Source organism: Paenibacillus sp. sgz302115, from assembly GCF_056120445.1.
Map to the genome: position 1 here is coordinate 202,506 of NZ_JBVYOK010000008.1, position 26,647 is coordinate 229,152.

Annotated in this window: 17 protein-coding genes; 15 read left to right on the forward strand and 2 right to left on the reverse strand. The window is 50.1% G+C overall.

Features of this window, described 5'->3' with window-relative positions; all coding sequences use genetic code 11:
* Positions 1–7 precede the first annotated feature (7 nt).
* The 10 genes from AC0LWN_RS17375 (at position 8) to AC0LWN_RS17420 (ending at position 15,498) form a co-directional block, all read left to right on the forward strand.
* Positions 8–2,254 carry a glycoside hydrolase family 95 protein gene (locus AC0LWN_RS17375; RefSeq protein ID WP_474667401.1) on the forward strand — a complete coding sequence of 749 codons (2,247 nt, stop codon included), beginning with the start codon at positions 8–10 and terminating at the stop codon, positions 2,252–2,254.
* A 410-nt stretch (positions 2,255–2,664) separates the two neighbouring features.
* Complete coding sequence (locus tag AC0LWN_RS17380) at positions 2,665–4,350, forward strand: type 2 periplasmic-binding domain-containing protein (protein WP_474667403.1); 1,686 nt, start codon at positions 2,665–2,667, stop codon at positions 4,348–4,350.
* Between the two features lie 99 nt (positions 4,351–4,449).
* Entirely contained in the window at positions 4,450–5,436 is a 987-nt protein-coding gene (locus tag AC0LWN_RS17385) for an ABC transporter permease (RefSeq protein ID WP_474667405.1), read from the forward strand.
* A gap of 14 nt (positions 5,437–5,450) precedes the next feature.
* A complete protein-coding gene (locus AC0LWN_RS17390; protein ID WP_474667407.1) occupies positions 5,451–6,362 on the forward strand; it encodes a carbohydrate ABC transporter permease in 912 nt (303 codons plus the stop codon).
* 127 nt (positions 6,363–6,489) lie between these two features.
* Entirely contained in the window at positions 6,490–8,013 is a 1,524-nt protein-coding gene (locus AC0LWN_RS17395) for a response regulator transcription factor (RefSeq protein ID WP_474667409.1), read from the forward strand.
* A 24-nt stretch (positions 8,014–8,037) separates the two neighbouring features.
* Entirely contained in the window at positions 8,038–9,846 is a 1,809-nt protein-coding gene (locus AC0LWN_RS17400) for a sensor histidine kinase (protein ID WP_474667411.1), read from the forward strand.
* Positions 9,839–11,356 carry a response regulator transcription factor gene (locus AC0LWN_RS17405; protein ID WP_474667413.1) on the forward strand — a complete coding sequence of 506 codons (1,518 nt, stop codon included), beginning with the start codon at positions 9,839–9,841 and terminating at the stop codon, positions 11,354–11,356. The genes AC0LWN_RS17400 and AC0LWN_RS17405 overlap by 8 nt, the downstream gene beginning before the upstream one ends.
* A 97-nt stretch (positions 11,357–11,453) precedes the next feature.
* Complete coding sequence (locus AC0LWN_RS17410; protein ID WP_474667494.1) at positions 11,454–12,473, forward strand: endo-1,4-beta-xylanase; 1,020 nt, start codon at positions 11,454–11,456, stop codon at positions 12,471–12,473.
* 45 nt (positions 12,474–12,518) lie between these two features.
* Positions 12,519–13,955, forward strand: coding sequence for a glycoside hydrolase family 43 protein (locus tag AC0LWN_RS17415; RefSeq protein ID WP_474667415.1), 1,437 nt, complete (start codon positions 12,519–12,521; stop codon positions 13,953–13,955).
* 19 nt (positions 13,956–13,974) lie between these two features.
* On the forward strand, positions 13,975–15,498 hold the full coding sequence (locus AC0LWN_RS17420; protein WP_474667417.1) for a glycoside hydrolase family 43 protein: 1,524 nt from the start codon (positions 13,975–13,977) through the stop codon (positions 15,496–15,498).
* 23 nt (positions 15,499–15,521) lie between these two features.
* Here AC0LWN_RS17420 and AC0LWN_RS17425 read toward each other — a convergent pair whose 3' ends face one another.
* On the reverse strand, positions 15,522–16,400 hold the full coding sequence (locus AC0LWN_RS17425; protein WP_474667419.1) for an AraC family transcriptional regulator: 879 nt from the start codon (positions 16,398–16,400) through the stop codon (positions 15,522–15,524).
* Positions 16,401–16,528: 128 nt separating this feature from the next.
* Between AC0LWN_RS17425 and AC0LWN_RS17430 the strand changes: the two genes are divergently transcribed.
* Positions 16,529–18,505 (forward strand): glycoside hydrolase family 31 protein, encoded by a 1,977-nt coding sequence (locus tag AC0LWN_RS17430; RefSeq protein ID WP_474667421.1) that lies wholly within the window; start codon positions 16,529–16,531, stop codon positions 18,503–18,505.
* Positions 18,506–18,529: 24 nt separating this feature from the next.
* On the opposite strand, the gene AC0LWN_RS17435 is transcribed toward AC0LWN_RS17430, so the two are convergent.
* Complete coding sequence (locus AC0LWN_RS17435) at positions 18,530–19,318, reverse strand: helix-turn-helix transcriptional regulator (RefSeq protein ID WP_474667423.1); 789 nt, start codon at positions 19,316–19,318, stop codon at positions 18,530–18,532.
* A gap of 183 nt (positions 19,319–19,501) precedes the next feature.
* On the opposite strand from AC0LWN_RS17435, the gene AC0LWN_RS17440 reads away from it, so the two are divergent.
* The 4 genes from AC0LWN_RS17440 to AC0LWN_RS17455 all read left to right on the forward strand — a co-directional run bounded on the left by AC0LWN_RS17440 (position 19,502) and on the right by AC0LWN_RS17455 (position 26,552).
* Positions 19,502–21,316, forward strand: a complete 1,815-nt coding sequence (locus tag AC0LWN_RS17440; RefSeq protein ID WP_474667425.1) for a family 43 glycosylhydrolase — start codon at positions 19,502–19,504, stop codon at positions 21,314–21,316.
* 108 nt (positions 21,317–21,424) lie between these two features.
* The gene (locus AC0LWN_RS17445; RefSeq protein WP_474667427.1) at positions 21,425–22,987 is read left to right on the forward strand and encodes a response regulator transcription factor; all 1,563 of its coding nucleotides are present in this window, start codon (positions 21,425–21,427) and stop codon (positions 22,985–22,987) included.
* A gap of 16 nt (positions 22,988–23,003) precedes the next feature.
* Entirely contained in the window at positions 23,004–24,743 is a 1,740-nt protein-coding gene (locus AC0LWN_RS17450) for a sensor histidine kinase (RefSeq protein WP_474667429.1), read from the forward strand.
* Between the two features lie 102 nt (positions 24,744–24,845).
* Positions 24,846–26,552: a type 2 periplasmic-binding domain-containing protein gene (locus AC0LWN_RS17455; protein WP_474667431.1), complete on the forward strand. Its 1,707-nt coding sequence runs from the start codon at positions 24,846–24,848 to the stop codon at positions 26,550–26,552.
* Positions 26,553–26,647 lie beyond the last annotated feature (95 nt).

Below are 26,647 nucleotides of genomic sequence, written 5' to 3' on the forward strand. Positions count from 1 at the left end.
AGCAATCATGACAAGCATGGAACACAAGCGGCGGTTATGGTATAGCCAACCGGCGCGGGAATGGAACGAGGCTTTGCCGATTGGAAACGGGCGGCTCGGCGCCATGATTTTTGGCGGTACAGTCGAGGAGAAGCTGCAACTCAATGAGGATTCTGTATGGTATGGAGGCCCGCGCGACCGCAACAACGAAGATGCTCTGCCTCATTTGCCCAAGATTCGCAAGCTGATTCTGGAGGGAAGGCTGCGGGAGGCAGAGGAACTGGCTGCAATGTCGATGGCGGGACTGCCCGAAGCGCAGCGGCACTATTTGCCGCTGGGAGAACTGCTGCTGTCATTTGGCGGTCACGGACAGCCTGCCGAAGACTACAGAAGAGAGCTTGATTTGGAGCGTGGCGTTTCCCGGATCAGCTACCGGATCGGTGAGGCTTGGTATACCCGTGAGATGTTTGCCAGCTACCCGGATCAGGCCATAGCCATTCGAATTTCCACTGATAATAAGAACGGTATTTCCTTAAAAGCGAGGTTCAACCGCCACAACTGGAGATACCTGGAGAAAACAGGGAAATGGCAGAACAGCGGATTGGCTATGGGCGGCAGTTGCGGCGGTGAGGGAGGCAGCACCTTTGCTGCTGTCTTGAAGGCAGTCACGGAAGACGGCATCTGCCGCACCATCGGCGAGTATTTGCTTGTGGATGGGGCAAGCTCGGTTACGCTGCTGCTTGCCGCAGGAACCTCGTTCCGCCATCCCGATCCGGAGCTTTACGCCAAAAGGCGGCTGGAAGAGCTGAGCCAGCTTCCCTATGAAGAGCTGCTGGCCCGGCATATCGCAGATTACCGTGGACTGTATGGACGGGTTACACTGACGCTGCCGGAGAACCCGGACCAGAGCGCGCTGCCGACCGACGAACGGTTGAAGCGGTTCCAGAAGGGTGAGGAGGACAACGGCCTGATAGTGACCTATTTCCAGTATGGACGCTATCTGCTTATCTCTTCCAGCCGTCAAGGCTCTTTGCCCGCAAATCTGCAGGGCATCTGGAATGACAGCTTCACCCCGGCCTGGGACAGCAAATTCACGATTAATATCAATGCGCAAATGAATTACTGGCCTGCCGAAATCTGCAATCTGGCCGAATGCCATGAGCCGCTGTTCGATTTGATCGAGCGGATGCGGGAGCCGGGGCGGGTCACGGCCAGGGTCATGTACGGCTGCGGAGGGTTTACGGCGCATCACAATACGGATATCTGGGCAGACACGGCTCCGCAGGATACCTATCTGCCGGCTTCCTTCTGGCCACTGGGCGCCGCCTGGCTATGCCTGCATCTCTGGGAGCATTATCGGTTCAGCCAGGACCGTTATTTTCTGACGCAGGCGTATGAGACGATGAAGGAGGCGGCCAGATTCCTGCTTGATTATTTGGTGGAAGACGCTGAAGGCAAGCTGATTACCTGCCCGTCCGTCTCCCCTGAGAACACCTATAAGCTGCCGGGCGGCGAGTCGGGAGTGCTTTGCGCCGGGGCTTCGATGGATTTTCAGATTATTGAAGCGTTGTTTGGAGCCTGCATCCGCAGTGCGGAGATTATCGGCAGGGATGAGGCGTTCCGCGAGGAACTCACCTCCGCTCTGGCGCGGCTGCCAAAGCCGCAAATCGGGAAATACGGCCAGATTCAGGAATGGATGGAGGATTATGAAGAGGTGGAGCCAGGGCATCGCCATATCTCCCATCTGTTTGCGCTGTATCCCGGTGACGCCTTTACCGTGGAGCATACGCCGGAGCTGGCTGAAGCCGCCCGGACGACGCTGGAACGCAGACTGGCCAGCGGCGGCGGCCACACCGGCTGGAGCCGGGCCTGGATCATTAACTTTTGGGCCAGATTGAAGGATGAGAGCAAGGCCTATGCGAACGTCCGCGCTCTATTGGAGCATTCTACGCTGCCCAACCTGTTCGACAACCATCCCCCGTTCCAGATCGACGGGAATTTTGGAGGAACGGCGGGGATTGCCGAGATGCTGCTCCAGAGCCACACCGAGGGAATTAAGCTGCTGCCCGCGCTGCCGCAAAGCTGGAGCGAAGGAAGCGTCAAGGGCCTGCGGGCGAGGGGCGGGTATACCCTTGATTTCACCTGGGCGGAGGGACTTGTTACGGAAGCGGTTGTGACTTGCACGGTTTCCGGTCCTTGCCGGCTTGAAGGTCCCGGCCTTGATTCCGTTTCGTTCAATGGAGAAGGCGGAAGCTCCTATACGTTCACCCGTTAAAGAATGCACAGGAGGGTGTCCAGTTTGTCCGTTCAATAAGATTGTACTGGCAGGGGTTGGCGTCTTAACGCCAGCCCTATTCTGCCGGGCGGCGGATTCACCGCGGGCAACTCTATTTCGCTGTACAATCAATGTTTCTTTGAGATTTTCTGCATTACCTCAAGACTCCCCGCAGCAACTCTTTTCTTGAATTCTCACTTACATTCATTTAATGTAACCTGGTATATGAAATCCTAGAACAGCAGCAAATCGTACACGGACAGAAAGCAAGCGTTTTCTTGTATCTTATTTTGTGGGGTGTAGAACTATACTTTATGAATTGTAAGCGTATTCTCGGAAAGTATAATTAAAGATGTCACCAGGTGATCTTAGAAACACAAGCAACTAGCCAAAAAGGGGAGGCATAACAAATGCATAAAACGGTAAAACGTTCCGCCCAGGCAGCAGCAGCAGGTGTATTAGCGTTGGCACTGGCACTGACCGGCTGCAGCTCGAACAACACAAGCAGTACCAACAGCACAAACGGCAAAGCAACCAATGGAGGAACCGCTAGTCCGGCGGCAAACGGTGACGATAATTCACCGGTAACATTCTCGGTATTTATGGGGGGTCCCGGGCAGCAGCCTACAGGGGACAACAAGATTCTCAAACTGATTAAAGACAAGACCGGCGTCAGCTTCAATATGGAATTTCTGGTGGGCGACCTGCAGCAAAAGCTGGGGGTAATGATTGCCGGAGGAGACTACCCGGACATTTTGTCGGGCGATGACAAATTAATCAATGCCAAAGCTTACATTCCGCTTGAGGATTTGATTGAGAAGTATGCTCCTAACCTGAAAAAGCATTATGGTGCGGTCTGGAATCAGATTAAGGACGAGAACGACGGCCACATTTACGTTCTGCCAAGCTATGGCGTATATCAAGGTAAAATTACTGAACCGACTTATCAGGGACCAGGCTTCTGGCTTCAAAAGGCTGTGCTTGAGGAAATGGGATATCCGACTCCCAAGACCCTGGACGAGTACTTCGATATCATCGCAAAATATAAAGCCAAGCACCCGGATATGATCGGATTTGAATCTCTCAACTTCGACTGGCGTGTGTTCCCGCTGCAGAATGCTCCTGAGCACTTATCGGGCCACCCTAATGACGGGGCTGTTATTGTAGACAACAACAAAGCGCAAATTTTCGCTGATAAGGATATTGCCAAGACCTATTACAAGAAGCTCAATGAGATTAACGCTCAAGGCCTGATGGACAAAGAAGCCTTCGTACAGAACTATGACCAGTACCTGGCTAAGGTCGCAAGCGGCAAGGTCATCGGTATGTTTGACCAGCACTGGAACTTCCAGGATGGCGAAACGTCCCTGATCTCCCAAGGCAAAATTCAAAATACGTATATCGGCTTCCCGCTGCTCTATCCGGGCGCGCAAGAATGGTATCGTGACCGTGGAGCGGTCGGCACCAACCGCGGATTCGGGATTTCGATCAATGCCAAGGACCCTGTACGGATTATCAAATTCTGGGATCAGATGATTACGGAAGATTGGCAGAAAACGATCCAATGGGGAATCAAAGGCGAAGACTATGAGGTGAAGCCAGACGGTACGTTCTACCGGACCCCGGAACAACGGGCGAACGCTGATAAAACAAGCTGGCAGGTCGCTAACAAGATCACAACCATGCATGGATATATGCCGAAAATTCAAGGGACCTACAGCGACGGGAACTCAGCAGATCCGGGAACTCAGCCGCAGGAATTCTTCGACAGTCTGAAGCCTTACGATCAGAAAATCTTGAAGGCGTATAACAAGAAATCCTGGTCTGAGTTCTTCAAGGAACCTAAAGAAAATAATATCTACTTCCCTGCTTACTCCATCGTTCTTAAGGACGGTTCGCCGGCCCAGCTTGCGCAGTCCAAGCTGAATGACCTGCAGATTAAATATTTGCCGAAGGCCATTATGGCCAGCCCGGCTGATTTTGAAGGGGTCTGGACGGATTATGTCAACCAGATACACAAGCTGGATGTCAAGGCATATGAAGACCGGATTAATGAAGGAATCCAGCAGCGCATCAAAAACTGGAGCGTGAAGTAGTGTAATTCAAAGCCGGAGACAGAGCGGGAAATCGTATTTCCCGCTCTTCATTAATCCGGATAGTGTGGAGAGAATGATCTTACAGGAGGGGAATACTACATGTCTGATACCGTACTGGACAAACAGGTCAAAACACAGAAGACCCGAAAACGCAGAGTCGATCCGGAAATCGGTGTGAGCCTTAGCTGGAAGACGCTAAAAATGCAGAAACAGCTTCTTTTTATGTCCGTACCGATTGCTATTTATTTGCTTATCTTCAACTATGCACCCATTTGGGGCTGGCTGATGGCCTTTCAGAACTACCGTCCGGCGCTTTCCTTCGCAAAGCAGGAATGGGTTGGCCTGCAGCAGTTCAAATTTCTATTTTCAGATGAGACTTTTATGATGGTGCTGCGCAATACGCTTGCCATGAGCTTTATTAACCTTGTGCTTGGTACGGTTACGGCAATTGGCTTGGCTCTGCTGCTAAATGAGATTAAAGTCAAGTTTTTCAAACGTATCGTTCAGTCGATTTCTTATTTGCCGCACTTCTTGTCCTGGGTTATTGCAGCGGGCATCGTTGCCACTTCACTGTCGATTGATGACGGGATTGTCAATGTAGTCTTAATGAAGCTTCACTTAATTAAAGAACCGATTATGTGGCTCAGTGAAGGCAAATATTTCTGGGGCATTGTCGGGGCCTCGAACGTGTGGAAAGAGGTGGGTTGGGGAACCATCATTTATCTGGCGGCCATTACCTCGATTGATCCTGCTCTGTATGAGGCAGCGTCTATGGACGGCGCCAAGCGTTTTCAGAAGATGCGCTATGTTACTCTGCCGGGGATTAAGGCCACATTCGTTATTTTGTTGATTATGAACATCGGGCATATTCTGGATGCCGGTTTTGAACTTCAATACTTGCTGGGCAACGGGCTTACTGTGGACTGGTCGCAAACCATTGATATCTTTGTACTGAAGTATGGTATCTCTATGGGGAACTACTCTCTGGCTACGGCGGCAGGGATCTTCAAAACCGTCGTCAGTGTCGTACTCGTATTTATCGCAAATTATATCGCAAAACGCCTCGGCGAAGAGCGGTTAATATAAAGGAGGAAGCCCATATGAAAGCTGTGACGAAAAGTTCAAGCCGGATTGAGCCGATTGTATTTAATACGATCAACACGCTTTTCATGCTCTTTGTGGTTGCCATCACACTCTATCCATTCCTCCACACGCTGGCTGTTTCTTTAAATGACGGCAGTGACACTCTTGCCGGTGGAATATATTTATGGCCCCGTGCTTGGACTATGGAGAACTATAAAGCAGTCTTTATTTCAGGGACGATTTACCATGCCGCTTTTATCTCCGTGTCCCGTACAGTGCTCTCGACGGTGTTCGGCGTATTTCTGACTACAATGCTGGCGTATACACTGGCGCAGCCGCAATTCATTTTGCGTAAAAAAATTAGCTTACTGTTCATCCTGACCATGTATTTCAATGCCGGCCTGATTCCGAACTACTTCCTTATAAAAGAACTGGGCCTGCTTCATAACTTCATGGTCTATATCCTTCCAAGCTTGGTCAGCGCATTCAACCTGATTATTATGCGGACGTATATAAGGTCTCTTCCAGCCGGTCTCACGGAGTCTGCAAAGATCGACGGGGCGGGAGAGTTCAGGATCTTCTGGAAAATCATCTTCCCGCTGTGTACTCCCGTGGTAGCAACCGTAGCCTTGTTTATCGCCGTAGGCGCGTGGAATGCCTGGTTTGATACGTTCATTTATGCTTCTTCAGACATCAATCTAAGCACATTGCAATATGAAATGATGAAGCTGATGAATTCAACCATGAGCACAAACAATGATCCTTCTTTGCTGGCAGGTGGTCAAAACAATCAGGTGCAGGCAATGGTGACACCGGCTTCCATCCGTGCAGCCATCACTATCGTAACTGCAGTACCTATTTTGTTCGTATACCCTTTCTTGCAGAAGTATTTCGTGGTAGGATTGAATTTAGGAAGTGTTAAAGAATAATTGGGTTATTAATATTATAATGGATAAAATGTAAAAAACCGTTTCGGCAGTGGCCGAAGCGGTTTCTCCTGTTCAACAACTGTGAGCTTGCCGGAATCAAAATTTAGAAATAAAGATGGTGAAGCCAATGCTTAAGGTACTGTTTGCTGACGATGAGCCGCTGATGCTTGAAGGGCTGCGATTCCTGGTGGACTGGGGGGAGCTGGATTTTGAGGTGTGCGGCGAGGCTCTGGATGGTGAAGATGCGCTGCAGCTTATTCATAGCACACGGCCTGATTTGGTCATAACCGATGTACGTATGCCTGTAATTGATGGCCTTGGACTCATTGGAAAATTTTCTGAAAGCGATTTCCAACCGAAATTCATCATCATTAGTGGTTATGCTGACTTTGCGTATGCCAAGGAAGCTCTTAGATATGGCGTGTCGAACTATTTAACCAAGCCTTTGGATGAAAGAGAACTGACAGAGGCGCTGCAAACCGTATCCGAACAAATATATGCTGAGCGCAAGCTTGCTTCAAGACAGGAAAGGGCTTCCGCCTATATGCAGGCCGAAACCGTATCCCGTCTTCTAATGCGTGAGAATACTGCGGAGGAAGTGAAGGCTGCACTTGAGTCGCTGAATATACATCCTGACTCCCGGATATGCTGTGTACTGGTCCAAGGGGATTCACTCGACAGCCCGTATTTGCGAAGCCGGGTTTATTCCATGAATGCCGAAGAAACGTTCCACAATATAACCGTGTATCCTTTTATGGCCGGAAGCCATAAGATTGGCTACTTGCTGGTTTCCCCGCAGGAAGGCCCGGAGCTTGACCCGAGGCTGCTGGCAAGCTGGATCAATGAAGTGCAGACTCAATACAGTGGACAGGTATTTTTCTCCGCTAGCCTTGAGCATCACGGCACAGCATTTCTAAATGCGGCGTATCATGAAGCGCTGGCTGCTGAATGCCGTCCCGATCTGAACAACCACGAAATTGGTTTCTTTCAGAAGCAGGCTAGGGATCAGATGATGATGCTTCCGGCAGGACTGAAGAAATCGCTGCTTCAATCGGTGACCGAAGGGAGACTTGACCAATTAAGCTCCCAACTGAGTGAGGTATTTAAAATTTTCTCGGCGGATAGTACTTCAAGTGCATGGATCGACGCTTTCTTGGGTAATATCAAAGCTGAGCTGCTCCGTGAAATAGACGCAAGAGGAGGAGACTCGGCAATTTGGGCGGATAAATGGTTTCCGCCCCGGGCAACCGCCTGCTGCTTGCCGCTGCTTGAGCGGCAGACGGAGGAGGATCTGCACGAAGTTGCAGCATGGTTCGCCTCAGCGGATAACAATCAGGAGGACCTGCTTGTTACGGCGGCGATTGGCTATGTCCGGGCGCATTATCAGGAGAAGCTGAAGCTGCAGGACATTGCGAAGCATTTGCATGTGAATGCTGCCTACCTGGGACAACGAATCAGGAAACGTTACGGCATCTCCTTTAATGAATTTCTCCATGAGTACCGCATTGAGGAAGCCAAGAAGCTGCTGCGCCGGACGGATATGTGCATTTCGGATATCTCGGGGCGTGTGGGATATTCGGACGCTGATTTGTTCGCTGCCAAGTTCAAAGCGCTAAATGGCGTCTCGCCCTCGGTGTATAAGAAGGGCTAATTCAAGGGGGAGGAGGGGAGCGGCATGAAGGGTACACGCAAACCATCTGCCATCGTCAATGATATCCCGCTCAAATTCAAATTTTTGTTTATCTATCTGCTGTGCGTGCTTGTCCCTATACTCAGCATTAACGCTCTCTTCTATGTTCAGATCAGCCGTAATGTGGATGCACGTGAAAGAGGGAATCTTGAGATTTCTGTAGATCGGGTGGTCTACGATCTCATGCAAATCGTGAATGAATGTGTGGCGATAAGCAATACGGTTGCTGCAGACCGTACCTATAATGAAATCATGGATTATGCGTATCCCGATAACGAGGCGTATTATGATGCCTACAACAATGTTCTGAGAGATAAGCTGAGGCAATACAGCAATCTGCATTCCTATATTTACTGGATGGGTGTGTATACTACGAATCCGACGATCCAGAGCGGGGGCAGTTACTTTGTATTGTCAGACAGCGACAAGAAGAGTGAATGGTACCGCAAAATTTCCAGTGGCACGGATAAGGTACTGTTAACTTCATATCAGGGAATCAACCCGCTCAATCCGCCTCAGCAGGAGGTGTTTGTCAGTCTTATCCGCAAATTGGATAACTTTACAGGACAGCCCTACCATAAATATCTGCGAATTGATCTGCGGCTCAACAATGTGCAGGAGCTGTTCCAGAAAGAGCGCGACTATTTGCGGTTCAAGCTTCTGGATGAGCAGAACCGCATTGTGCTGGAATCGGATCATTCCTATCTCTCACTGGATAAAAACGTCTTGTTAAACGTTGATACGGATGATAGCCAGCCGTCCAAGCAAATCGTCCGTACGTTGGGGAATGCAGGATATACGGAGGGCTGGAGGCTGATCGGAACTCCGGAGGGCAGGGAGATCAATCATGAAATGAGCCGCGCGCTTCGGGTTTCACTGATTTTTGCCCTTATGACGATAATTATCCCTACTGTATTGATGATTGTGATCATACAATCTTATAATCTGAGGGTCAGAGTGCTCTACAAACATATGAAACTTGTCAAATATGAACAGTTCGAGAGCATTGATATGTATGAGGGGAAGGATGAGATCGGCGGTTTGATCCGCAGCTTCAATCTGATGACAGAGAAAATTCGCAATTTGATCAATGATGTGTATAAGCTGGAAATTCAGAAAAAGGACCTGGAGCTTGAGCGGGTGCGAGCCGAATTGAACTATCTGGAAAGTCAGGTGGACCCGCATTTCCTCTTTAATACGTTGAACGCCATATTGGTCATTTGCAAGAAATACAAGTATGAAGAGGTCACCGATGTAATCCGCAATCTGGCCCTTATCCTGCGCAGGCTGCTGAGCTGGAAGGACGATTTGATTACTGTCGAGGAAGAAGTATCTTTTATTGAAATGTATCTGCAGATTGAAAAATTCCGCTTTCAGAGCCGGTTCAATTACGACATTGATATCGACCCCGCCGTACTGAATTGCCGGATTCCGAAAATGAGCATCCAGGCATTGGTGGAGAATTCCTGCAAGCACGGTCTACAGTCGGTCAAAGGTGCAAGGAAGATTCACGTGTCTGCTTTCATGAATGACGCAGTTCTAATAATTGCTGTGACTGACAACGGTAAGGGAATCGAGAAGGAGAAGCTGGAATGGATCAAGTCTCACCTGCAATCGGAGCAAGATTCCGGTAATAATATCGGGCTGCGGAATGTCTATCGGCGCCTGATGATGTATTACGACGGCAGAGCCGGGTTTACCATTGAGAGCACCGAGTATGAACGGACGTCCATCACAATTCAAATCCCCATAGATCTGACAATGGCTCCACAATTGGAGGATTCACATGTATAAAGTGGTTTTGGCTGACGATGAAACGATTGCATTAGAGGGATTAAGAACGTTGACCGATTGGGAGGAGCTGGGCTTTGAAATCTGCGGAGCATGCGAGAACGGGGAGGAGGCGTTAAGCACGGTTGCTGAGTGTTCGCCGGACCTTGTAATTACAGATATCCGCATGCCCGGCATTGATGGCCTTGAGCTAATCAAGCGCGTACGCCAGATGGATATGAAGCAGCCCATCTTCATTGTTCTCAGCGGTTACGGCGAGTTCGAATACGCACGGACAGCACTCCGTTACGGTGTGAGACACTATTTGCTGAAGCCTGCCGTTGAAGCAGAATGGGAGAAGGCGCTTACTGCTGTTGCGGACGAGCTGGAAACACGGATCAAGATGAACATGCAGCAGAACATGCTGGCGGACCGGCTTCTTCCCGTTGCAATCGCCCGTATGCTTGAAGGGCAGTGGGCGGAGCCGGAAGAGGAGATTGCCGAACAAATGGATCGTCTGGACGAGGCGGTATCGGGGTGGACATATCTGCATGTGAATGGCCCCAAAAGCAACATCACCGGAATCTGCCGGGAGCTCGCCGGCTCGGTGGGCGCCTTGTTCATTGATTTACCCGGCGATCAGGCGGGGCTTGTCGTGGAGAGCTCAGCACGAACGGCGGAGCTGGCTAATCGGGTATATGCCGCTTTGTCAAAGAACAGTTTGAAAGGGTCTGTGAGTATAGGTCCGAGTGTGCAGTCTCTTCGGGAGCTGCCCGTCTCCTATGTGGTGGCGGCTGGGGCCGCTGCTCGTCACTTGTTCTATTCGGAGGGGGACGGGCCCATTGATACCGCGACGGATGCCCGGAGCGAGCTTAGCTATAATCTTCCTTCCGCAGGTCTGACAGAGGAGCTGATGAGTGCAGTAGAAAGATTGCAAGACCAGAAAGCTAGTGAGAAATTAAAGGAAATGTTCAGGAGGTTCAAACAGGATAGGACTGCCCCTGAGGTTGTTCGGATGACCAGTATTGATATCATGCTGAAAAGTATAGAGCTGGTGCAGGAGTTCGGAGGGACGGCTGAGCAGTGGGGCGAATCTTTTGAATTTTTTAAAACAGAGCCAAAGTCGCTCGCAGCGCTGGAAGACACTCTTCAGATCGTGTTGAATTCCTGTATGGAGTATATTAGGCAGCATAAGGGCCGCAGCTCTGAGCATCCGCTTATACGGGTGGAGTATTTTTTGAAGGATAATTATTCGAGGCCGTTGACGGTAAAAGAGATTGCGGAGCACTTCTATATCAATCCGGTATATCTGGGCCAGGCTTTCATCAAGAAGCATGGAATCAGCATTCTCGAGCATATTCATAATTTGCGTATAGAAGCAGCCAAAAGGCGGCTGATCGAAACAAACGACACCGTTCGGAGCATTGCGGATCATGTGGGTTATTTGCATTACCACCATTTTTTAAAAGAGTTCGAGAAACGGACTGCGCTGAAACCTGTCGCTTACCGCAACCAGGCTCGATCTGAAGGATGACGGGTATACTTCTTTAATCTGGTAATGGAAAACGCATACAAAAGCGATATCATAGACTTGAACTGTCTGAATTATTCAAATTAGGAGGTTTTAGATGATGACTCAGGCAAGCAGCGGGCTACCCGCATTGCATGAAGTGTTCCGGGACGCCTTCAAAATTGGCGCAGCGGTTAGCATGGATGTTGTATCTGCTCAAGCTTCTTTCATTGCCAAGCATTTCAACAGCATTACCGCCGAAAATGTAATGAAGCCGGAAGAAGTCCAGCCGCAAGAAGGAATCTATACCTTTGATTCTGCCGATAGCATCTTTGCGTTCGCAGAAGCCCATAACATTGCAGTCCGGGGTCATACGCTTCTCTGGCACAATCAGACGGGGGACTGGATGTTCCGCAATACGGCGGGCGAGCCTTGCACCAGAGAGCAGCTGCTCGGCCGTCTGGAAACCCACATTAACACGGTCATGGGAAGATACCGGGGGAAGGCCTATGCCTGGGATGTGGTCAATGAAGCCATTGAGGATAAATCCGATCAATACCTGCGGGATACCAAGTGGCTGGAAATCATCGGGGAGGATTATATCCAGCAGGCTTTTGAAATGGCTCATCGGGCCGACCCGGATGCCTTGCTGTTCTACAACGACTATAACGAGACCGATCCTGTCAAGCGCGACAAAATCTATAAGCTGGTCCGCAGCCTGCTCGATCAAAATACGCCGATTCACGGCATAGGCATGCAGGCCCACTGGAATATCTATGGTCCGTCCATTGACGAAATCCGCAGTGCGCTTGAGCTGTACGCTTCTCTTGGCGTCAGAATCCACATTACCGAGCTGGACCTCTCGATGTTCCGGTTTGAGGATAAGCGAACGGATTTGAAAGCGCCAACACAGGAGATGCTGAAGCTGCAAGAGGAACGTTATGCCGAGATTTTTGCCCTGTTGCTGGAATACAGAGGGGCCATTGATTCTGTAACCTTCTGGGGGGTGGCCGATGACTACACCTGGCTGGACGGGTTCCCGGTGCGCGGACGCAAAAACTGGCCGTTTCTGTTTGACGAGCACAGGCAGCCCAAAGCTTCGTTTGGACGGCTTGTGACGCTGGCAGCTTCGAAATTATAACATTCACTGAAATTTGAAATGCATGACAATAATGGAGGGAATCAAATGACAAATCAACTGAAACAGGCCGTTGGAAAGGTCCCGCCAAGCGGCAATCCGCTGGTTGCACACAGATACGGAGCTGATCCTTATGCACTGGTATTCGGGGACAGGGTCTATCTGTACATGACCAATGATGCGCTGGAATACGACGGGAACGGCACGGTGAAGGAGAACACCTACAGCAGCATCAATAAGATTGCGGTGATTTCCTCGGGTGATCTGGTCAACTGGACCGATCACGGCGAGATCGCGGTGGCCGGACCGGAAGGGGCAGCCAAGTGGGCTACCCAATCATGGGCGCCTGCGGCAGTCCACAAAGTGATTGACGGCAAGGACAGGTTCTTCCTGTACTTCGCCAATAATGCCAGCGGCATCGGTGTGCTGTCGAGTGACAGTCCGGTGGGGCCGTGGATTGACCCTATCGGGGAGGCGCTGATTCTGCGTTCCACTCCGGGAGTCGAGGATGTAACCTGGCTGTTCGACCCGGCGGTTCTGGTCGATGACGACGGCAAAGGCTACATTTATTTCGGAGGCGGAGTCCCGGAAGGACAGTTCGCCGAGCCTGGCACGGCACGGGTTATGATGCTGGGGGATGATATGACCAGCGTAGTTGGTACTGCTGAGGTTCTTCCAGCCCCCTTCATGTTCGAGGATGCCGGGATACATAAGCGCAGCGGTGTCTACTACTACACCTACTGCTCGAACTTCTATGACGGGGAACGTCCCGAAGGCAGTCCTCCTGCAGGAGAGATCGCGTATATGACGAGCGACAAGCCAATGGGTCCCTGGACATATCATGAGACGATTTTGAAGAATCCGGGACATTTCTTCGGAGTATCCGGCAACAACCATCATGCGATTTTTCAATTCCACGACGAATGGTACATCGCATATCACGCACAGACCTTGTCCAAGGCACAGGGCATTGCGAACGGCTATCGTTCCACCCATCTCAACCGCCTCTCCCATAATGAGGATGGCACCATTCAGGATATTGAAGCCGACTACAAGGGGGTGCAGCAGATCAAATCCTTGAACCCATATGAACGCGTACAGGCGGCGACAATGGGGTGGAGTGCGGGGGTAACGACGGAATTCAAGGCAGCCAGCGGAGAATGGATTGTAACGGATATTGACAATGGCGACTGGATCGGGGTATCCGGGGTAGACTTCGGAAGCCAGGGAGCGGAAGCGTTCAGCGCTTCGGTTATGGGCCTTGAAGGCGGCGGAACCCTTGAACTGCATCTGGATGAACCGGATGGTGTATTGGTTGGCAAGCTGTCTGTGCCCGCGGCGAAAGGGCCGGAGGAATGGGTGGAGCTGAAGACGGAGGTCAAGGGAGCGGAAGGAGTCCATCACCTGTATCTGGTGTTTGCGGGCGAGAGCGGGACCGGCCTGTTCAAGCTGGAAACCTGGCAATTTACAGAGCGGCGGAGCTAATTCCAAGGAGGGCAATACATTGAATAACGCCATCATTACCAATCCTATTATGTGGGCAGATGTCCCGGATGTTGACGTTATCCGGGTTGGGACTGTGTTCTATATGGTCAGCACCAGCATGCATTCCATGCCGGGCTGTCCGATTATGAAATCGGTTAATCTGAACGATTGGGAAATCGTTAATTATGTATATGATACCTTTGAGGATAACGAGGCCCACCGGCTGCTGGACGGTAAAGGCATTTACGGCAAAGGCTCCTGGGCGGCATCCCTCCGTTACAGGGACGGGTTCTACTACGTCATCTTCTCATCCAATGACATGGATCAGTTCTATATCTACCGGACACAGGATATTGAGCATGGGACATGGGAGCGTTCAGTCATTCCGGGGCTTCATCATGATCCGGGGCTGCTGCTGGATGACGATAACCGCGCCTATGTGATCTACGGGAACGGCGATATCCGAATCAGGGAGCTGATGGAGGATCTAACGAAGGTGAAGCCTGGCGGAACCGACCAGCTGCTGCTTGAAGGCGAACGGGAAGAGATCGGGCTGCGGATCGAAGGCTGTCATGCATATAAGCTGAATGGCTATTACTATTTATTCTTTATTGAATGGCCGAGAACCGGCAATCAGCGAAGACGCCAGCTATGCTACCGTTCACGCGAGCTTCTGGGTCCCTATGAGCGGAGGATTATTCTGGATGATGCTCTGGGCTACCATAATAATGGTGTCGCACAAGGCGGCATTGTTGATACTCCGGGTGGCGATTGGTACGCGGTGCTGTTCCAGGATCATGATGCTGTCGGGCGGATTCCCTGCGTGCTTCCCGTAAGCTGGGAGAACGATTGGCCGGTCATCGGGGAGAACGGCACGGTGCCGCAAGTTTTTGCGACGAAGCTTCCTGCCGCCGACCGGAAGCCGCTGGTCATTAGCGATGAGTTCGACTATGCGGGCAATCGGCTGGCGCTGAACTGGCAGTGGAACCATAATCCCGACAACGGGTTATGGTCTGTCACGGAGCGGCCGGGGCATTTGCGGCTGCGTACCGGGCAAGCGGCGGACAGTATCCTGCAGGCGCGCAATACGCTAACGCAGCGAACGGAAGGTCCAGCCTGCAGCGCGGAGACGGTGCTGGACCTCTCCGGCATGCAGCCCGGAGACCGGGCGGGCATGGTGGCGCTGCAAAACGGATTTGGCACTGTTGGGATCGCCGCCGGGGAGCAAGGCCAGTTCAGCGTGGTCATGTGTGTCAATGACGGCTATGGCTGCGAGGAGACAGTGGAGAGTGTAGAAATCACCGATGACCGGGTTTATTTTAGAATTGATTTCAATTTTGAGAATAGTCTGGATCAGGCAAATTTCTTCTACTCGGTGGACGGAAACGATTGGAAGACGATTGGCCGGACGCTGCACATGAAATATACGCTGGATCATTTTATGGGGTACCGGATTGGCCTGTTCAATTATGCGACCAGGCTGTCCGGCGGCTATGCCGATTTCGATTATTTCCATTATCATAGGCAGAATCAGGAAGCCTGAGGATTTCTACAGATCGGCTTCGGTCAGGAAAAATGGGTAACGTAATCGCTCGGAGTCATGGCGGTGATTCGTTTGAATATTCTTCCGAAATACGTCAGGTTGGAAAAGCCGACCCTATAGGCAACCTCCTGGATGGAATGTCGGCGAAGCTGCAGCAGTCTGCAGGCTTCATGTACCCGGAGCATATTCACATATTCGATCAAGGTTTTCCCTGTGTTTTTTTTGAATAAATGACAGAAGTAATTGGGTGTGACACAGCATATCCGGGCAGCCTCCTCCACCGTCAGCGGTTGATGGAAATGGTTGCTGAGATGAATCAGCACCGGCTGAATTCCCGTCTCCCGGCGTTCTGCCTTTGAGCTTGAAGAATTGAACTCTGCTAAGGGAAAGGCAAGGCCCAGGGAGGAGAATAGGTCGCCTTTGATGCATAGTTCATAGCCGAAGCTTTTGTGCTGATAGCTGTGAACGATGCGTTCAAGGCAATCCCGGATTGGTTTGGTCGCCGGTTCATCTGCGGAATAGAATTCGGGCAGCCGGATTTCACCGGCCAGCAGCGGCCGGATGTGCTGAATTTCCGTATGATCCCTCATTCCGTTCAGCAGTGCCTCGTTGAAGACGATTGCATACAGCTCACTGCCATCCTCTGTGGGATAGGCTGCATGAATCTGGGGCTGGCCGACAAAAGCTAGCTCTCCCTCTGCCAATTCTCGCGAATTGGGGCCGACCTGGACCCGGAAGCTGCCTTTGGTAATGAGGATCCATTCGAGATGGTCATGCCAGTGGGGCGGAATTATGGAGCGGTCAGGAAAGTAGATATGAAATACATTGATTGGAAACAAATCCTCTGGAATTTCCGTATGCTCTTTTTTCCACGTATAAGGCTGGTCCTCGAAAGCTCCCATCGTCATAACCCCTCCAATAAAACGTAATATCGTATGATAGATGCGTATTTTTATGTATAGTACGGCGGTTCTGCACTCTTTATAATTTGGTTGCAACCTTATTATAGAACTGTTGGAGGTATCACGCTATGTTTCGTGAAGAGAATGGCAGACTGATTAGAGAGTATGACCATGAGAGAGTCTGGATCGAGCCTTGGGGCGAGCATTCACTGCGTATCCGCGCTTCCTATTCGGCAATCAGCGGTGAGGATTGGGCGCTTTTGCCTGCACCGCAGACCCCATGTGAAATCACCATCACCAAGGAAAGTGCGAAGATCGTAAATGGGAATATCCGGGCGGAAATCACGGACAAGGGGCAGATTTTCTTTTATAACCAGCATGGCAAGCTGTTGCTTAACGAAACGGAAGATACCTATCAATTAAAATATGGCGGAAGAGAGCTTCAGGCCATTCCCGGCGGCAGCGATTTCTCCGTGAAGCTCCGGCTGGAAGCGGACCCTTCCGAGAAGCTGTATGGCATGGGGCAATACCAGCATCAATTTCTGAATTTGAAAGGCTGCTCCCTGGAGCTGACCCACCGCAACAGCCAGATCAGTGTTCCGTTTGTGCTGTCCAGTGCCGGTTACGGCTTTCTGTGGCATAATCCGGCAATCGGGCAGGCGCATTTCAGCCTGAATGTTACGGAATGGACGGCCCCTTCAGCCAAGCAACTGGACTACTGGATCACAGCCGGTGATACCCCTGCCGAAATTGAGGAAGCCTATGCCAAGGCTACCGGGACGGTGCCGATGATGCCGGACTATGGCATGGGCTTCTGGCAATGCAAGCTTCGCTACCGTACCCAGGAGGAATTGCTGGAGGTGGCCAGAGAGTATAAACGCCGGAATCTGCCTATTGATGTCATCGTCATTGATTTCTTCCACTGGACGAATCAGGGGGACTGGAGATTTGACCCCGACTACTGGCCTGACCCTGAGGCTATGGTGCAGGAGCTGAAGAAAATGGGCATCGAGCTGATGGTCTCTATATGGCCGACTGTGCAGACGGAGAGCGAAAACTATCAGGAGATGCTGGAAAAGGGATATCTGCTCCGCTCTGATCGCGGTGTACGCACACAGTTCCAGTTTCTTGGACAAAATGCTATTTTTGATGCAACCAACCCCGAAGCCCGTCAGTTTCTATGGGGACTGATTAAACAGAACTATTATGACAAAGGCATCCGGGTATTCTGGCTCGATGAGGCGGAGCCTGAGCTAAGCGTCTACGACCATGATATTTACCGTTATCATATCGGCTCCAGCAAGCAAATCGGAAATATCTATCCGGTGAAGTTCAGCCAGACCTTTTACGATGGAATGTCTGCCGAGGGACAATCGGGCATCATCAATCTGGTGCGTTCCGCCTGGGCGGGAAGCCAGCGCTACGGCGCTCTGGTATGGTCTGGAGATATCCACTCCAGCTTCAAGGTCCTGGGCATTCAGGTGAGGGCCGGCCTGAATATGGCCATGGCGGGAATTCCTTGGTGGACAACGGATATCGGCGGCTTTCACGGCGGCAATCCGGGAGACCCTTCGTTCCGTGAGCTGATGGTGCGCTGGTTCCAATACGGCGCCTTCTCTCCGGTGTTCCGGCTCCACGGGGATCGTCAGCCTTTTGTTAAGCCTGCCGGAACGAAGGGAGGAGGCGTTTGTGGAAGCGGCTCGGATAATGAGGTCTGGAGCTACGGGGAAGAGGCATATGCTATATTCAAGGAATTCATGCAGATTAGGGAACGTCTGAAGCCCTATATTTCCCGGCTGATGAAGGCGGCCCATGAGAAGGGAACACCGCCCATGCGTCCTTTATTCTATGATTTCCCTCAGGACCCGGACGCCTGGGAGGTGGACGACCAGTATATGTTCGGTCCCGAGCTTCTGGTCGCCCCGGTGCTGTTCGAGGGTGAAAGACAGCGCAAGGTATATTTACCGTCCGGGTCACAGTGGACCCATGTCTATACCCGTGAAAAATATGCAGGCGGCCAGGTCATTGTGTCGGATGCGCCGCTACAGCAGATTCCTCTGTTCTTGCGCGATGATGCGGCGCTGCCAGTCCTTGGTGAAAGCTGAACCTGAAGAGGCGCTCTCAAGTTATTAATCTGCCGGAGTTCTCGGTTCTTTGGAGGCAAGCTTGTCACGGTAGGCCCGGGGGGAACAGCCGGTAAGCTGCCGAAACTGCCGGCAGAAATGCTCCACATTCGCATAGCCGCAGAGCGCAGCGATTTCGGCAATTTTGTACGGGCCAAAGCCAAGCTTTTCTTTGGCCAGCCGAATCCGGCAATGAATGACATCCTCCATGCAGGAAATACCGAAGGTTGATTTATATATGGTCTGCAGATAACCTGCGCTTATGTGCAGATACTCGGCCATGGATGAAACAGTCCAAGGATGACCCGGGTTATTGTACAGAGTCTTGCGCAAGTCCAGAAGATTGTAATATTGCGGAATCAGCTTGTCTTGGGACGCTTCGCACAGCTTGTTAAAGATGATTCTGAACAGGTAGTCGATGGAAAGCTCCCGATAGTCATTCTGAAAAGTATTCTCCAGGGTCAACAATTGAAACAACTGATGGCAATAGCCGGGGTCCGGCAGCGAGAATGGAACACCAAAAGGCAAAGCATTTTCTGTAATATAGGATTCGTCCGCATCGAACCGGACCCAATCGTTAACGTATTTATTGGAACAAGCGCGGTAATAAATGTTGTGCTTAGGCGGATAGAGAACAACAGAGTGTGCGGGATACTCCTTCAAGTCTCCGTTAACTTCAAACAACGCCGCAGTTTGTGTGAGCACCAGAAGCCAGGCATCCAGTCCTTCGGGTATGCTGTACACAAAATCGCTTGGATGAGCAGCATCATATTCTACGTAGTGAATTGTGGGCATGGGCTCCTCCTTTCTTCGGATACATCAACTAATGGACAGGAAATATCATTGTTTGGAATTCAGTAGCTCTCTATAATTTATACTGTAAATAAAGGGTATTTGGGAAGATTTCTGGATTCTATCATTGATTTATGAGTTTCTGGTTATTAGAAATCATCAATATGAAGGAGGGTCATTTGTTTCATGATACCACAACCAAACGAAGAGCGGAATTATATCCTTTGCTATACCCGGCTGCCGCAGGAGGACATGGTATATGCTCCGAAGCTGGCGTACAGCATGCATTTGGCTTACAGCAAGGACGGGCTTTTTTTTCAGGAATTGAACCATAATTCAGGGGTTTTATTCGCCAAGGCGACAGTGAATGAGGATGGTTCACTCCGGGCCAAAAGCTTGAAGAACCCGTACTTGTTCCACACTGCCGAGGGGAATTTCGGAGTGATCGCTGTTCGTACAGAGGCAGAGGGCGAAGCCGATGCACAGAGCAAGGGAAAGGTGCTGCTGTTCTCTTCCGCCAATTTGCTGCAATACAACGAAATTGGACTGCTGGATCTTAAGGCAGATACCTTTGTAAGCGATGTCTCCTGTGAGTATGATGCTGACCGGAAAAGCTACCTGATCCGCTGGAACGATGAGCTGGGGAACGGTTATCAGAATTTTATTACCGATATTATGAGCTTGAAGGATATCTCGGCACCGGAATCGGCCCAGCCTCCTGCCCTGGATACAGTGCTTGCTGATATTGAAGGGATACTGCCGCGTAACTTCATCCAGGTACAGAAGGAAATATTCCACAGGCTCTATTGTAAGCTTACAGTTCCGACTAACATTGCGATTGAAGTCCCGGACCGCGTGGCAGCGGCATCGGAAGAGGATTTGACAGCCATCCGGGCTACGGCTCTGTACAGCGACGGCACCCAATCCGTGAAAAGGGTGAATTGGAATACGGACGAGATCAATTGGAACAAGGCGGGAACCTACAGAATTTCCGGTGAAGTCCATCAGGAGCATTACCCGTTTCCGATGGCGCTGCACCGGGCGGACCCTTGTATTGCGAAATGGAAAGAGAAGTATTATTTCATTGCCACCAACGATGCAGACCAGAATCACACGTTATATATGCGGGAAGCCGATACGATCCCCGGACTGGTAAATGCCGAGGAAGTATTGATCCTGGATTCGAATACTTATGAGCAGATTGGCGGGCTATTGTGGGCGCCGGAATTTCATATCATTGAGGAGGAGCTGTATATTTTTCATGCAGCAACACCGGGTGAATTTCTGTGTGAAGAGTCGCATGTCATGAAGCTGAGGGAAGGCGGAAATCCGGTATGTGCCGCCGATTGGTCGATGCCCATGCGTGTAGTGAAGAAAGACGGTACGTATCTGTGTGAAGCAGGCAAGACCATTTCTCTCGATATGACCATCATTCAATGGAACGGAGAGCATTACGCCGCATGGTCGGAGCGCGAGTTCCTGCCTGTCGATCTTGGAGCCTGGATTTATATCGCGACAATCGACCCGCAAGAGCCGTGGAGACTGACGAGTGATCCGGTGCTGCTGACCAAGCCCGATTATGGCTGGGCCAATAATCACACCTTTGTGGATGAAGGGCCGTTCGCCCTCTATTCGGGTGACAAATTATTCTTGACCTTTGCCAGCGCGGCGGTGGATGCAACCTATGTCGTGGGTCTTTTGACAGCCGAGAAGGGCGCGGATTTGCTGGATATCAGCAGTTGGACCAAAGGGAATTATCCGCTGCTGACCTCCAGAAGTGTGCCGGGGGAATATGGGCCGGGCCACAACTCCTATGTGACGGACGAGGATGGGATCATTTGGAACGCCTACCACGCAAGACCGGGAATTGACGGACCGAGAAGCTCCGGTTTGCGCCGCGTGCATTTTGATATTGATGGTGTTCCGGTTCTGGATTTGACAGAGGATAAGGATCTGAACCAGGAGCTGAAAAAGGTATTCATAGAAGTGACCGTAGGTTAAACCGCAGATTAGCGTAATCGAATCTTCAATCATAGAAATAGCAGTTGGAACCCTTGACCGTTCACATAGGCCGGGGGTTTCCTTTGTTAAGATGAAAGGGAGTGAATCATGATGTACGGAATCATTATTGTCGATGATGAATTGTTTGTCCGTAAGGGATTAATTGAAATGATTGATTGGGAGAGCAGCGGCTTTCAGGTTGTAGATGAGGCGGACAATGGAGAAGACGCGCTGGACTTAATCCGCAAGAAGAGGCCGCATCTGGTCATCACTGATATCCGCATGCCGAGTCTGGACGGAATCGGGCTGATTCAGGCCGTGACGGAGGAGCAGCTTGACACTGGATTTATCATCATCAGCGGCTACAATGATTTTCGTTACGCGCAGCAGGCGGTTCGGTATGGCGTACTCGATTATGTGCTTAAGCCGATTAATGAGAATGAGATTTTGAAAGCGCTTCATAAATTTCGTGACAAGTTTTCTGCGCAGAAGCAGCTAAAGGACCGGCTCAGTATTCATGAGGGAGAGAAGCTGGTCGAAGCCCTCATCCGTGGTGAACCCAAGAACGGCCTTCTTGAAGTATGGGAAAAGCAATGGGCGGGGGCCAAGGCGTTTACTTATGTGCTGCTGGAAGTCAATAATGTGTTCCCCTGGGGAGACCGGCCCATGCCTGTCAAGGCAGACTTGAAAGAAGGGATTCAGCAAGCCATTCAGCTGCTTTGTGCTGAGACTTCGATTGTGTACGAGCACCGCCGGGCATTCGGCTTTATCGTGCCTGATCTCTATTTAAAGGAGCATGATGGAGATATCCGCAGCTTTATAGTAGATTGTCTGCGCCAGCTCGATAAGCGCTTTTCATTAAACATTCAGGCCTATGCTGGCCTGGCGGTAAACTCCTTAAGGTTATTGAAGCATTCTTATACCAGTGCCAAGGAGACTGTGCAATATAAATATCTCAGACACACCCAGTCCATATTGTTATATTCGGATATTGCCGGCATGGATCTCAAATACGTCCATATCAGTGACGAGGTGTACCGGACAATTATCGAGGCGATTGAAGAGAACAACGAGTATGGGCTAATATCGGCTATCGACCGGCTGTTTGCGGAGTTTCAAGAGAAGGTTGTCTCACAGGAAGCCATAAAAGCAGTCACCATTCAATGTGTCCACAATGTGCTGAATACGATCCGAAGCCTGGAAGGCAATGAGAAGCGGTTGGCGAGTCTTATCCCTATTATGAACTGGCAGGATCATAACATCACATGGGGGGAGCTTCGGACGTTGTTCGAAACCTTTGCACGGGAGTCCGCTGATTTGATTCAAAGGTTATATCAAAGCTATGGAGGCGGCGGAATTTATAAAATCAAGTCCTATGTGGATAAAAATTTTCACGAAAATCTCAATCTGAAGAGTATTGCTAATCAGTTCTATATGAATTCCGCTTATCTGGGGCAAGTGTTCAGAAAAAATTACGGGATGTATTTCAACGACTATTTGCTGAAGCTGCGCATTACTGAAGCCAAGAAGCTGCTGAGAGTGACCGACTTGCGGATCTATGAAATTGCGGAGCAGGTAGGCTTCAAAAATGCTGATTATTTCGTAACCCAATTTGAAAAGCTCGAAAGGATGACTCCCACAGAATATAGAGGCCGCATCAGCAACCGTTAACGCGAGGAGAGATTCTATGAATCTGTTAAATAACATAAGGCTCAGGAACAAAATGTTTCTGGTGTATTTCATCGGTGTCTTTGCGCCTATTATTTTGACCAATGCCATTTTTTACAATATTATCACCGGGAATGTGAGGGAACAAAGAATCAAGGATATTGACCGTGCTGTGGAGCAAATCAAGAATGAGTTCCGGTTAATGGTTGATCAGGCTGTAGGGCTGTCCTCCTTTTTCTATGCGGATTACAAAACCAATGAAGTGCTCAACAAGGATTTCGCTCAGACGGAAGACTATGTGGAAGCCTATGATATGTATTTAAGATCCATCTTGAATAATTACTCCCCTTTCTCCTCATCGCTGCAGAACAAAACCATCTATGTAGACAATCCCACACTGCTGAATTCGGGAAATATCGGAATTTTATCGGGTGAGGTCCGTGAAGAAGCCTGGTATAAGCTTTTGAAGGATGCGTCCTCGCAGCCTGTATTCGTTCGTATAGAAGACACGGAAGGCAGGTTCCAGTCTTTTTCACTGCTTCGGAGAATGGATTACTTTGCAGACCGTATGGTTAGAGAGAAGCTGGTGAAGATTGATTTTAAAACTATTAATATCATTGAAATTTTCGCGAATCTGAATGTGCAGGGGGATATGTACCTGCTGGGTCCCGGGGATCGGATTGAATATACAACTAACCGTACAATCGACTGGCAGGCAAATACCAAACAGCTGTATAGCTCCCTGAAATCGGATAAGGTCATTCAATTTGAAAAAGAATACGGCAGCATTGGGTATCTTCATGGCTGGAGGATCGTGGGTACCATCAATGAGAATGAGATCATCAAGGAGGTGCTGAAGTCCCGCCATTTCATCCTGTGGTCCGCCTGCATGATGATGGTTATCCCCACAGTAATCATACTGATTATTACCCGATCCATTAACGTACGGATTATCCAAATCCTGAAGCATATGAAAAAAGTCAAAGCACAAAATTTTCAGATGATCATGCATGGGGAGACCCGCGACGAGATCGGTCAACTGACACTGGAGTTTAACAGTATGATTATGCAGATCAAGACCTTGATTAACGATGTGTATATTACAGCAATCCAGAAAAAGTCACTTGAGCTGGAGCGAAGGAAGGCGCAGCTGAATGCGCTGCAAAGCCAGATTAATCCCCACTTCCTGTTCAATGCGCTGGAAACGATACGGATGCGGAGCCTGCTCAAGCATGAGAATGAGACGGCCAAAATGATTCAAAGCATGGCAATGATTCTGCGCAGCTCACTGACCTGGAATAAGGAATGGGTAACCGTGGAGGAGGAATTGGGCTTTATTCTGTGTTTTCTGGATATCCAGAAATACCGTTTTGAAGATAAGCTGAATTACCATATAGATGTGAAGCCCGAAGCCTATGCCTGCGTAATCCCTAAGATGGTCTTCCTTCCCTTTGTGGAGAATGCCAGCATTCATGGGATTGAACCGCTGAAAAAGGGCGGAGGGATTGAGATACGGATCGGGCTGGAGGAGGAATTTGTTGTTTTTTCGGTCAGGGACAACGGGCTTGGCATGAGCGGGGAGCAGGTCGAGAAACTGTATACTTACCTTGATATGGAAGAGATAATCGGTGACCGAATCGGGATACAGAATGTAATTTACAGGGCCAAAATGCTGTATGGAGGCCGGATTTCCTTCCATGTGCATAGCAAACCCGGTGAAGGAACGCTGATCGAGCTGAAAATTCCGTCGAAGCCATAGTTTTCAAAGGAGAAACCATAATTTCATGGGTAACGATGAATTGAAAACGCTTTTATACTGAAAAGGCAACACACCATAAATGTAAAAGGGGGAGTAAATGCAATGGGCAAAACCAAAAAGATTTGGCTTCTCTGTCTTACAGCAATTTTATCGTTATCCGTGGTTACCGCTTGCTCTGGAACCAAAAACACCAAGGAGAACACGGGAACAGAGCCTAAAGGCACTGAGGCTGCGGGAACGGAAACCAAGCAGGAGAAAGTAACCTTTAAAATTTTCAACGGGGTCGCCGGCTCGAAGGATGGCAATACCAATGAAACAACCATCGGCAAGCTCCTGGAGGATCAGACCGGCGTGAATTTCAAGCTGGAGTTCGTCGTGGGTGACTTGAATACGAAGATTGGAACGATGATTGCCGCCAACGATTATCCTGATGTGCTGATCCCGGATGCAGCGATAGAAGAAGTATTGAATGCCGGAGCTTTTATACCACTCGATGATTTGATTGAACAATACGGTCCGAATATCAAGCGCGTATATGGGAAATCGCTGAATCAGATGCGGTCCAAGGACGGCAAGATTTATTTCCTGCCGATTGCCGCGCAAGTGAACGATTTTATTCCGGAGCCGGAAGCGGGAGCGGCCTTCTGGGTGCAGCGCCGTGTGCTGGAGGAAGCCGGATATCCCAAGATCAAGACCTTGGATCAATATGTCGAGCTGATTAAGAATTACCGGGAGAAGCATAAGGATGAAAATCTGACCGGCTTGATCTCCCTGACGCATGACTGGAGATTCTTTGCGACCTCCAATCCGCCTATGCATCTTATGGGCTACCCGAATGACGGCAACGTTACTGTGGATACCAAGACCTGGGAAGCCAAGACATATGCCGGTACGGACGCTACCAAGAAGTGGCTGAAGGTGCTCAATGATCTTAATGCAAACGGTCTGTTCGACAAAGCGTCCTTTGTTGACAACTATGACCAGTATATTGCCAAATTAACCTCCCACAAGGTACTCGGGTTCTTTGATTACCGTTGGCAGGTTGATAATGCACTTAATGTGCTGAAGGATGCGGCAAGAAAAGATCCTTCACTGGACGGATATAAGTACTTCCCGCTGCCGATTACCTTTGATGAAAATACCCCGGATGCTTATCTCGACCCTCCGGGCGGACTGGTTACCAACCGCGGGATCGGAATCACGGTCAGCGCCAAGGACCCGGTTCGGATTATCCAATACTTCGACAATATGCTGACGGAAGAGAATCAGACGCTGCTCTCATGGGGAATCAAAGGCGAAACCTATGAAGTGAATGAACAGGGACGCTACTATCGTACCCAGGAGCAGATCGACAAGATTGATGAACCGTTCAGAGAGAAATACGGCTTCAAGTATTATAGCTGGAACTGGCCGATGTACAACGCCACCTCCACACTGGCTAACGGGAATGCCCGCAACGTCGCCAGCCAGCCTGAGGTCTTCCAAATGACGCTGACGGAGAAGGACAAAGCCATTCTGGATAAATATGGGGTGAAAACCTACAGCCAGTTGTATGCTGAACCTGTTCCCCGTCCATACTTCCCGGCCTGGGGTTTTACCAAGGAGCAGAACTCGCCGGAACAGCTCTGGGAAGCCAGCAAGGATGAAATTACCAAGAAGTATTTTCCGAAGCTGGTCCTGGCAACCCCGGATAAGTTCGATTCGATCTGGGACCAATATATCAAGGAATTCAGCAAGCTGGATACCGCCGGTTATGAGAAATGGACCACGGAACAAGTGAAGGCCAAGGTTGAACTGGCGAACCAGTAAATAGAGATCACGGGAAAGGCCAGGCTGTACCCGGCTGGAGGCTGGCCTTTTCCTGATTTTCGCTTTACCCGCCTGGGTTGGAAGGAGAGAATGCA